11 protein-coding genes and 1 pseudogene are annotated in these 9,520 nt (G+C 59.9%); 5 read left to right on the top strand and 7 right to left on the bottom strand.

What is annotated here, in order from left to right:
- Positions 1-415: 415 nt before the first annotated feature.
- The 5 genes from AC13D8_RS02710 to AC13D8_RS02690 all read right to left on the bottom strand — a co-directional run bounded on the left by AC13D8_RS02710 (position 416) and on the right by AC13D8_RS02690 (position 3,281).
- A complete protein-coding gene (locus AC13D8_RS02710; protein ID WP_482967514.1) occupies positions 416-1,372 on the bottom strand; it encodes a hypothetical protein in 957 nt (318 codons plus the stop codon).
- A 50-nt stretch (positions 1,373-1,422) separates the two neighbouring features.
- Complete coding sequence (locus AC13D8_RS02705) at positions 1,423-1,596, bottom strand: hypothetical protein (protein ID WP_482967513.1); 174 nt, start codon at positions 1,594-1,596, stop codon at positions 1,423-1,425.
- Positions 1,590-2,876, bottom strand: a complete 1,287-nt coding sequence (locus AC13D8_RS02700) for a DUF6538 domain-containing protein (protein ID WP_482967512.1) — start codon at positions 2,874-2,876, stop codon at positions 1,590-1,592. Before AC13D8_RS02700 ends, AC13D8_RS02705 begins: the two co-directional genes overlap by 7 nt.
- 87 nt (positions 2,877-2,963) lie before the next feature.
- Entirely contained in the window at positions 2,964-3,149 is a 186-nt protein-coding gene (locus tag AC13D8_RS02695; RefSeq protein ID WP_482967511.1) for a hypothetical protein, read from the bottom strand.
- 3 nt (positions 3,150-3,152) lie between these two features.
- Complete coding sequence (locus AC13D8_RS02690) at positions 3,153-3,281, bottom strand: hypothetical protein (protein ID WP_482967510.1); 129 nt, start codon at positions 3,279-3,281, stop codon at positions 3,153-3,155.
- A 187-nt stretch (positions 3,282-3,468) separates the two neighbouring features.
- Here AC13D8_RS02690 and AC13D8_RS02685 point away from each other — a divergent pair, with 187 nt between their 5' ends.
- A complete protein-coding gene (locus AC13D8_RS02685) occupies positions 3,469-4,674 on the top strand; it encodes a P-loop NTPase family protein (RefSeq protein ID WP_482967509.1) in 1,206 nt (401 codons plus the stop codon).
- Between the two features lie 559 nt (positions 4,675-5,233).
- Here AC13D8_RS02685 and AC13D8_RS02680 read toward each other — a convergent pair.
- Entirely contained in the window at positions 5,234-5,791 is a 558-nt protein-coding gene (locus AC13D8_RS02680) for an ankyrin repeat domain-containing protein (RefSeq protein WP_482967508.1), read from the bottom strand.
- A 116-nt stretch (positions 5,792-5,907) separates the two neighbouring features.
- Between AC13D8_RS02680 and AC13D8_RS02675 the strand changes: the two genes are divergently transcribed.
- Positions 5,908-6,093, top strand: coding sequence for a hypothetical protein (locus tag AC13D8_RS02675; RefSeq protein WP_482967507.1), 186 nt, complete (start codon positions 5,908-5,910; stop codon positions 6,091-6,093).
- Positions 6,094-6,195: 102 nt separating this feature from the next.
- On the opposite strand, the gene AC13D8_RS02670 is transcribed toward AC13D8_RS02675, so the two are convergent.
- Complete coding sequence (locus AC13D8_RS02670) at positions 6,196-6,885, bottom strand: winged helix-turn-helix transcriptional regulator (RefSeq protein ID WP_482967506.1); 690 nt, start codon at positions 6,883-6,885, stop codon at positions 6,196-6,198.
- 210 nt (positions 6,886-7,095) lie between these two features.
- Here AC13D8_RS02670 and AC13D8_RS02665 point away from each other — a divergent pair, with 210 nt between their 5' ends.
- From AC13D8_RS02665 to AC13D8_RS02655, 3 genes and pseudogenes are all read left to right on the top strand, one after another.
- Positions 7,096-8,553, top strand: coding sequence for an FAD-binding oxidoreductase (locus AC13D8_RS02665; RefSeq protein ID WP_482967505.1), 1,458 nt, complete (start codon positions 7,096-7,098; stop codon positions 8,551-8,553).
- Between the two features lie 17 nt (positions 8,554-8,570).
- Positions 8,571-8,905: pseudogene (locus AC13D8_RS02660) on the top strand (Mu transposase domain-containing protein); the annotation flags it as partial.
- Between the two features lie 327 nt (positions 8,906-9,232).
- Positions 9,233-9,520, top strand: a complete 288-nt coding sequence (locus tag AC13D8_RS02655; RefSeq protein ID WP_482967504.1) for a co-chaperone GroES — start codon at positions 9,233-9,235, stop codon at positions 9,518-9,520.

Raw genomic sequence — 9,520 nt, 5'->3', positions numbered from 1 at the left:
TGGGAGGAGCCCCCGCCGCGCCGACCGAGCCGTCACCCGATCCACCCGCCGCGGGGGCACCTTTCGGGGCACTTTCGACCGGGGGCGGCCCGCGCGGCTCATCGGTTTAAAGATCGGGAAGCACTGGCTGGGGTGGTAGGAGACCCTCAAGGGTCAAGATTTGAATCGCGAACCCCGCCCGGACGCCTCGAACGGGGCATTCCCCGGGGGCAAAAACAGACGGGAAGGGTGCCCCGGGCGGCGTCACCGGCGGCGGCGACGGAGGTTCTCCCACGCGGTCCGGCGAGAACCCGCGACGCTTTAAGCCGACGACCGCAAACGGGGCGGCGCGGGAGGTGGTTCGAGGGGGTCGGTGGGGGAGGCGACGGGAGAGGGGGATCGTGTTAAGGGTGCGAGTGCTATGACCGGCCACCCGTCATTCAGTTAGCCAGAGATACAACTCTTGACCACGCTCTACAGTCACGTCTCGGTGGCCCTGTGCGCCATCTCTAACCGCTTCCCAGAGAGCCCAGAGATCGCCCCACGACGGTAGTTCAATGTCTCGAAGATCGGCAAGCTTCGGCACCGCCTCCTTAGAGTACTCCCAAGCCTTACCCGGAGCGGAGAGGGTTGCGTTCAAAAGCTCCTGTCGAGACGGCACGGCCATTGAGCAGACTGTGAGTTCCTCTTCCGAAGGTTGGAGATCAGGATTAAACGCGCGTTTAAGGGAATTCATATCCCTAATCGTCTCGCATAGGTCTTTGATTTCCAACGCGGTGACACCGACAATCACTGCAGTTCCGACATAGGGCAAGGCTTCACCAGCCATTGAAGCCGTCTCACGGGTTGCCGACTTTGCCGCACGTGAAGATACTGTATCCGCCGTTTCCCCCACTGCTTCTCGTAAGGCGATTTTCCTTCCCTTGAATACAACCAGACCTTCCGCGAGGTCGTCCTGCAACTGACGACGCGCCAGACGTGCCGCTGCGAGATCGTCGGAAAGGCTCAGCACCTCGTTTCTTGTCCGACGAAGAGCTACCTTCGAAGTGGCAACTTCTTCACCCAGCTCGGTAACTTGACCCCGTAATTCCCTGTTCGCCGTACGCGCCACCGCCAGGTCTCCGGACAAGTCTGCAATATCTCCGCGAAGCTCGCGCTTAACACGCCGCTCAGCGATGATGTCTGCGTTCAGATCGGCGACTTCGTCAGCGTGCCGCGCCACGAGTGTTTTCGCACCAGTAACGGTGCTTATCGCGCCGGATACCGCACTGAAGAGCGCACCGCCGAAGATCGCAATTACGTTGAACGCCAACGAGAATACAAAAACAGAAACGAACACCGAGCGCCAAAGCCACTTCGCGAACCCTGCAATGAACCTGAGTGGTTTCTTCATTTTGCTCTCCGTCTTATGCCCCGGCCAACTCAAGCCAGCCGGGGCCTTTCTCAGGGCAGCTTACGCGCCAGGACGTAATCCGCCAACCACTCCCAGTAGTGTTCCCGGTCCCGGAAGCCCTGCCGACGCGCCGCGAGGTCCTCCGCGGATTTCCTGGACAGACCGCCGTCGTACTCGGCGATGGCGGCCCGCTCCTCGAACGCCTCGATGTCTGGGATCAGCATGACGGTAACCGGATCTGGTCGATGATCCCGCGCTTCTGCTCGTCGGAGATGCCCGCCGAGTAGATGCCGTAGGTGATCCCGTTCTCCGACCGCGCGGACTTGTGGCCCACCAGCGACGCGGTGAAGTGCTCCGGGACGCCGGTTCGCTCGCACTGGGTGATGAACCACTTGCGGGTGGAGTGGAACACCAGACCGGGACGGTCCAGGCCCAGCTTCCCGCGCAGGTCCGCGAACCGCTTGGTGACGACGTTGACGCTCAGGTCCGGGAACAGCGGCCCCTCCGACGGCAGGTCGCCGAGAAGCGCCTCCAGGTCCGAGTGCAGCGGCACCAGCCGTTCGGCGGCGTCGGTCTTGAGCTCCCGCAGCGCGTTCGGGCGCACCCACGCGAACCAGCCCAGATTGCCCTTCCGGACGAGATCGTCCCGCAGCAACCCGATCGCCTCGCCGGACCGCATGCCGGTCAGCAGACATATCTTCAGCGGGTCGTGAATCAGTCCGTCCCCGGCCCCCAGAAGCGTTCGCACCTCCTCGTCGGTCGGGACCGCGTAGGGCGCGGGCTTGATCCGGCCCTCGAAGCGGACGGTCCGGAACGGGTTCTGCCGGACGTGACCCTCGTAGACCGCCCAGTCGAGGAAGTGGTTGACCTGCGACCAGATGCGTTTCCGGGTGCGGGTGGTGATGCGGCGATTGCCGCGGTCGGACCAGCGCACGAGTTGATCGAGGCTCATGCGCCGGGTGTCCGGGACCTTCCCGATCAGCGGAGACAACCGCGCGATCAGACCCAGAAACTCACGCCCGTCGTCGCGGGTCAGGGACGTGATCTTTCGGTCCGGGAACTTCGAGGTGAACAGACCGACCGAGTAGCGGACGCTCTTGAACCCGCCCCACCGGAGCTCGCGGCCCCGCAGCGTGAGGTAAGTCCGCGACAACTCCGAGACGGTCGGCGCCTCGGTCTTCCCCGGGAACGCGACGGGCCCGGAGGCTTCCAGAGCGCCGCGGAGAGACGCGAGGGCGGTCTTCGATGCCTCGACCCACGCCGGGCCGTCGGCGTGCGTCTCCGCGTCACTGAGGACCTCCTCGGCCCCAGTCCTGACCTTGCGAACCAGTTCCTCGTACCGGGCGTTCACCTCGGCGGCGCGGGCGCGGGCGGTCTTGACGTCGCCGGTCTTCAGCGACTGCTTGAGGGCGCGCGCACCCAGCACGGGCGCGACGTCCCCGGGATAGTTCCGGCGGTAAAGCCAGGTCTGCCCCTTGAGATAGGCGTACTTGATGTCGGACATGACGACTCCTTCCCCGGCGGAAGTGCCCCGGGGTCATTTCGATGTTGCGATGGAAAGAAGGGTGATCAGGCGGCGGCTGGGATGTTCTCAATCCTTGCCGACGACCGCCTTCACGAGGTCGAGCGGCGGCTCGCCGTAGGCTCCGGCGAAGGGCCCGGTGAGCGCCACGCCGGTCACGCGGTCTTCCTTGACCGAGTGGACCTCGAACAGGTGTTCGGGGACGTCATCGAAGGCTCGGATGACGACCACCGCGTCGGGCTTGAGGCCGGTCACGGCTCAGAGCGCCGCCGCGCAGATCAGCAGAATCCAGGCCAGCAGAAGCTGAACCTCGGAGCCGTCGGATGACGACCGTCGGCGGGGCTTCGTCGTAGGCCTGATCAGCCACGTGAGAAAGTTGAACAGCATGGGATACCTCCTGGTTGCTATCGTTATAGATGCGGAGGTTTCCTCGGTTTGGCGTGGAGGTCATTTCCGTGATCCGGTCAATACGGCGCAGCTTGTGCGCGGCAAACGGGCGGTCCCGTAGTTACTGGCACACTGGCCGACCTTGTGATAGTTGATCCTGTCGAGAGCGAACCGCGAGGCGATGTGTATGGCTAAAGCAAGCAAGGTATTCATTGCCGGCGGCATGCCGTCCGTAACCTATGTCGACAGAGCGGCTCTGAACCTTGAGAAGAGGTTGACAGCGGAAATTTCCGAGGGTTTCAAAGTCATCTGCGTTACAGGTCCAACAAAATCAGGAAAAACCGTTCTTACGCGCCATGTTCTCGGAAAAGACCGAAGTGCTCTCGTTAATGGAGGGCAAGTCGAAAGCAGTGAAGAGTTCTGGACCTTGCTCCTGCAAGACTTGGACCTTCCGGAAGCTGAAAATACAGCAACTAGTGAAGAAACACGTCTAGGCCTGAGATACCTTGTGACGGCACAGCAGACTGCCAGCGATGGGGCTACGCAGAGCTTCAATAATAAGAACAAGCGCGCCATCCTTGGGTTTATGCACACGAATGACCTTGCTCTGGTCGTTGACGACTTCCACTACATGCCCAAAGCCGTTCAACGAGAGATCGTGCGAGCGCTGAAGTCAGAGGTTTTTGACGGCTTGGTGGCGATCCTTATCGCTGTTCCGCACCGTGCGTTCGATGCGATTGGGGTAGAGCGTGAAATGGAGGGACGGTTCGCGAATATCCAAATTCCGGCATGGAATGTTGAGGAACTGAGGTTAATATCTGACAAGGGTTTTCCGGAACTCAATATGGATGTCGCTACCGAGTGTAGGGTTGAGTTTGCACGGGAAGCTCACGGTAGCCCACTTTTGATGCAAAGGTTTTGTGCACGTATCTGCTCACATTATGAAGTGGAAGAAACGTTGCCGTCAAAAAAGCCTTTCAATCCCAGCGACTCCGCAAAGCGTGAGATCTTCGAGGACGTGGCCGAGCAGGCAGGATTTCCGACCTTCGAGAAGCTTTCAAAAGGTCCTCAATCTCGTTCGCAGCGCATAGGGCGCAGACTATCCGATGGCACCGGCACTCTCGACATCTACCAATCACTGCTTCGAGCCGTTGCCTCTACCGGACCTAAGGAGAAGCTCAACTACGTCGAAATCCGAGAAGCACTACGCTCAATCTTGGTAGAGAGCGACATGCCCCAAAAGCACGAAATCTCGTCCGCCCTAGGCCACATGTCTGGCATAGCGAAGGATGAGATCAAGGGAGAGCCGGTATTGGAATGGTCCGATGACTTTCTTTACCTCACTGACCCTTTCCTGATCTTCTATATGCGTTGGTCCCAGCGAGAGCGCTGAAACAAACCCTTCCGACGTCACCCACCGCCCGCGCCGCCCCGTTTGCGGTCGTCGGCTTAAAGCGTCGCGGGTTCTCGCCGGACCGCGTGGGAGAACCTCAGTCGCCGCCGCCGGAGACGCCACCCGGGGCACCCTTCCCGTCTGTTTTTGCCCCCGGGGAATGCCCCGTTCGAGGCGTCCGGGCGGGGTTCGCGATTCAAATCTTGACCCTTGAGGGTCTCCTACCACCCCAGCCAGAGCTTCCGGATCTTTAAACCGATGAGCCGCGCGGGCCGCCCCCGGTCGAAAGTGCCCCGAAAGGTGCCCCCGCGGCGGGTGGATCGGGTGACGGCTCGGTCGGCGCGGCGGGGGCTCCTCCCACGCGGTCGACCGCACCCTCGACGTCAACGAAGCAATCCGTGGCTATGCAATTCAAACCGTCAGCGGCAAGACCGGGGGCCACGTGGGCTGACCTCGCGGCTGACATTCGGAAACCCCCGGGGAGCTGAGACCGCTGGTCGCTGAGGCGCAACGCTTGGAAGAAAAGCGTCTATTTGTTCGGGCTTTACAAGCACCTCAGTCACTTGAACCTTGCATCATTCAAAGCCCAGTAAGTGTCGGTGCCCTTGAGGTCTTCGTTTTCCTCGGCAAGATCGAATGGAGTTTTTCCATCGACGTCTTTCATTGCCGCGTCAGCACCGGCATCAAGTAGGATTGTGACAGTCTCTGGAGTTCCAAATCGTGCTGCATAGTGAAGGGGCGTCTGGTACATCTCAGTCCTAGTATTCAGGTCAGCACCAGCTTCTAGGAGAGTTGTGACAGTCTCTGGAGTTCCCCATCTTGCTGCATAGTGAAGAGGTGTCTCACCCCATTTATTTCTTGCATTCACCTCAGCCCCAGCTTCTAGGAGAATTGTGACAGCCTCTGAAGTTCCCTCTCCGGCTGCATAGTAAAGAGGTTTAGCGCCATTCGCAGCCCTAGCATTCACATTGGCGTTCCTGATGGCTTCTTTGACCTCCTGCTGTGTCGAGCTTTCCCAAAAATCCCATGTGCAGACCTCTCCACAGTCTTGGGCTGTGGCTTCTGTCCCAAGCAGATACAGGAACGCTAAGGTGGGGATGGCGAGCATATTCCTCATACGCCACACGCTACGGTCGGCTGTGCATCAGTCAATCAGGGAAACACTTCCAACACGACGAGATCGGGTGGCAGACCTCGATCGTCTGCTGACTGTTTCTGGCGTTGGCTTACCTGATGCGCCTCGCCCTTGAGCAGGCGGTAGGGCGAGCGGCAGCAGCGGCTGATGTCGAGCTATTCGGCACGCCGGTCACCGCGAACGAGCTGGGCTGGATCGAGGCGATCCGCACGGCCTCGGGCAACAGCGATCCGCGTCTGACCAGCCGCGCACAGGCGGCGGTCAACGTGATCTCCGGAAAGTGAGAGAGATGGAGCGGATGGAGGAAGTCGTCGAGAACGAGCGCGCCTGGGTGAACTTTTGAGATTGCTACCTAAAGGTCAAACCTGCTGAAAACCTTTAGGCCGCTATGAAGCAAATTTACGCTGCATGGCAAAGGGGCTTAGGCCCAACCATTTTTGCATGGTTTCGGCTACGTCACGGCGGCCATCAAGCTCGAACTTGCCGGACGAGGCCGCAACCGTCGTCAGTCCCATCCAAACTGATGTCATCGTCCGGAGGTCTGTGGAGATGAACAGGTCAACATCAAAGCCGGGATCGGTCAGGCAAAGATCGGTCTTTCCCGTGGGCTCGACCACCAGCCACCAGTCTCCTTGAGACTTTGGGAGGTCATGGAAATGGAACTGCAGAACCACACGTTCGTCTGGTAGCGGGCTCGGGTCAATATTCCGCCGCATGTCCCACATCAGCAGCGAAACATCCAGATTCTCGAGTGATGGGTTAGTCTCAACCCATTTCTGCCCCCACAAACCGAACGCCTCGACCACCGGGAACAGGTCGCGCCCGGCCTGGGTGAGCACGTAATCGACATTTTGCGACCCGGCGAGAGGACGGCGCTCGACAATGCCAGCGGCCTCAAGCTCCCGCAGCCGCTGTGCAAGCAGTGTCCGGGACATTTTCGGGACACCACGCCGCAGGTCATTGAACCGTGTCGATCCGGCGACGAGCTCTCGTATGAGCACCATCGTCCACCTTGTGCAGAGTATCTCTGCCGCCATAGCGACCGGGCAGAACTGGCGGTAGCTGGCATTGGTCATGCACATGTCCCTGAATATATTTTTCTCGCGCATGATAGCGCCCAAGGACCCTACGCATCCAGTCCATTTTCTGAACTGCCCTGGTCCAGTCTGAACACTAGATACGACAGAAGAGAATCAGCATCCTGACCCATAGGACCCGGCACACCACCGAACGTCCACAAGCTTACAAATGTCGGCAGGCAATTTCGCCGTGCCGTCCATAATGACATGGAGGACAACATGGGATCCGTAACTGAACTCAAAGGCCTGAATGGTCGCACAAAGACGATCGAACCGGAAACGCGCGAATTGCTCGACAGTGCGCTGCGAGGATACACCGCCACCCGGGGTGAAGACGGCTTTGAAGAGGCCCGCACCATTTGGAACGGAATGATCGACAGGAGTCCGGGCCTTGTCGTCAGAGCCCTCGGCACCAGCGACATCTGCACGGCTGTCAACTTTGCCCGCGACAATGGCATCCTGATGTCAGTGCGCGCCGGCGGTCACCAGATCGCGGGACTTGCCGTGGAAGACGGCGCGATGATGCTGGACCTGTCGCTGATGCGCTCGGTCCATGTCGATCCGGTTGCTCAAACCGCCAGAGTGGAGGCCGGCGCCCTGCTGGCCGACGTAGACCGTGAAACGCAGCTTCACGGACTGGCTCTTCCGGTCGGTGTGAATTCGACCACCGGAATTGCCGGCCTGACGCTCGGTGGCGGATTCGGCTGGATCACGCGAAAATACGGGATGACGATCGATAACCTCGTCTCCGCCGATGTTGTCACTGCCGACGGAAGCGTCGTCCGTGCAAGTGAGGCTGAGCACCCGGATCTCTTTTGGGCGATCCGGGGCGGCGGGGGTAATTTCGGAGTCGTTTCATCATTCGAGTTCCGCCTCCATCCGGTAGGACCGGAGGTGCTGTCGGGTCTCATTGTTCATCCGATCGCCGAGGCCCCTGCCTTGCTCAAGGAATTCCGCGCGATCTGTGATGCAGCCCCCGATGAGCTCACAGTCTGGTCGGTCATACGCAAGGCCCCGCCACTGCCGTTTCTACCCGAGGAATGGCACGGCGAGAAGGTGCTGATCTTTGCTGCCTGCTATTCCGGCGAGATGAAAGAGGGCGAGGCCGCAATGGCTGGGCTTCGCGAACTCGGCTCGCCAATCGTCGACGTGATTGGCCCGCATCCCTTCGTCGGCTGGCAGGCCGCGTTCGACCCGCTTCTGACGCCTGGAGAACGCAACTACTGGAAAAGCCGCGACTTCATCGAACTGACAGATCGCACCATTGGCGCGATCCTCAAATCGATCGATGCCTTGCCCGATCCGCAGTGCGAAGTCTTCATCGCGCATGTGGGTGGTGCGATGGCACGCGTTGCCAGTGATGCGACAGCTTTCCCGCAGCGCGCAGCACATTTCATAATGAATGTGCACACGCGGTGGAGCGAGGCATCCAATGACAAGGCCTGTATCGGATGGGCGCGTGATCTGTTCGACAAGACTGCGGCAGACTCATCCCCCAGCGTCTATGTCAACTTCATGCCCGACGACGAGGAAGGCCGTCTTGGCGACGCTTACGGCGGAAACCTTGAAAGGCTCCGCAAGATAAAAGCGAACTACGACCCGGAGAACTTGTTTCGGCTGAATCATAACATCATGCCTGAAAAAGCCGCTCAGGCTGCGCAATAGTGCCAAGGGACGGGGCCGCGTCCGGCTCCGTCCACCGTCCTAAGAAGGGCGACTATGGCCATCAGGATGTCTGGGTTCGCGGCTATGTCGATCAGGTCGTGATCGGCTGCCGGGGAGACGTGATCGCCCGGCATCCGCGGTGCTACGCACGCGAAGATGTCGTCTCGACCCGATCCACTACCTTCCCTTGATCGAACGCAAGATCAATGCCCTGGATCAGGCTGCGCCTTTGGCGGAGTGGGATCTGCCCGAAGAGTTCCGGACCCTGCGCCGCCTCATGGAGGCACACTTGCTGAAGATGGGTCGGCGTACGTATGTGCAGGTCCTGCATCTGCTGGAGACATTCAGCCTCGATTACGCGGGCTTCCAGATCGTCGTGCCTTCGCGCTTCGGCTATCTGCGCAACGCCTTTCCCGAGGGGTCAGTCCGTCGCGGACCTCAAGAATTCGATCATCGCTGGCGGAAACTCGGTTCGGCACTTGTGAATTCGAGCTTCGAGGGTGTGCGAGAGCACCTAGGGCTATTATTTGATCGAAAGCAGAGAGATATTTTGCTCAGGCCATTGTCGAATCCCTGGTGACGCATCATCTCCATATTGTTGGCGCTCCGGTATGGCGAGCGCCAAAGCGCTTCCGAACATCGCCATGCTCCCTTGGAAATCCGAATAAGGAGCGTTTCCGTGCCGTTCACCCCCCTGCATGACCAAGTTCTCGTCCGCCGCATCGAAGGCGATGAAAAAACCGGTGGTGGTCTCATCATTCCAGAGACCGCAAAGGAAAAGCCACAGGAAGGCGATGTCATTTCCGTCGGCGCCGGGGAAAGGACTGAAAATGGCGATCTTGTCGGCATGCAGGTCAAGTCCGGCGACAGGATCCTGTTCGGCAAGTGGTCCGGCTCCGAGATCCGTCTCGACGGCGAGGATCTCCTGATCATGAAGGAGAGCGACATTCTCGGCATCATGGCCTGA

This window comes from Roseovarius sp. B-10, assembly GCF_056859295.1.
Note: the sequence above shows the minus strand (reverse complement) of the source record. Positions and strands in the feature narration are given on the sequence as shown.

Bases quoted from the DNA above. Each gene is read 5' to 3' on its own strand.
- AC13D8_RS02710 (WP_482967514.1), bottom strand. From the start codon at position 1,372: ATGAAGAAACCACTCAGGTTCATTGCAGGGTTCGCGAAGTGGCTTTGG.
- AC13D8_RS02705 (WP_482967513.1), bottom strand. From the start codon at position 1,596: ATGCTGATCCCAGACATCGAGGCGTTCGAGGAGCGGGCCGCCATCGCC.
- AC13D8_RS02700 (WP_482967512.1), bottom strand. From the start codon at position 2,876: ATGTCCGACATCAAGTACGCCTATCTCAAGGGGCAGACCTGGCTTTAC.
- AC13D8_RS02690 (WP_482967510.1), bottom strand. From the start codon at position 3,281: ATGCTGTTCAACTTTCTCACGTGGCTGATCAGGCCTACGACGAAGCCC.
- AC13D8_RS02685 (WP_482967509.1), top strand. From the start codon at position 3,469: ATGGCTAAAGCAAGCAAGGTATTCATTGCCGGCGGCATGCCGTCCGTA.
- AC13D8_RS02680 (WP_482967508.1), bottom strand. From the start codon at position 5,791: ATGAGGAATATGCTCGCCATCCCCACCTTAGCGTTCCTGTATCTGCTT.
- AC13D8_RS02675 (WP_482967507.1), top strand. From the start codon at position 5,908: ATGCGCCTCGCCCTTGAGCAGGCGGTAGGGCGAGCGGCAGCAGCGGCT.
- AC13D8_RS02670 (WP_482967506.1), bottom strand. From the start codon at position 6,885: ATGACCAATGCCAGCTACCGCCAGTTCTGCCCGGTCGCTATGGCGGCA.
- AC13D8_RS02665 (WP_482967505.1), top strand. From the start codon at position 7,096: ATGGAGGACAACATGGGATCCGTAACTGAACTCAAAGGCCTGAATGGT.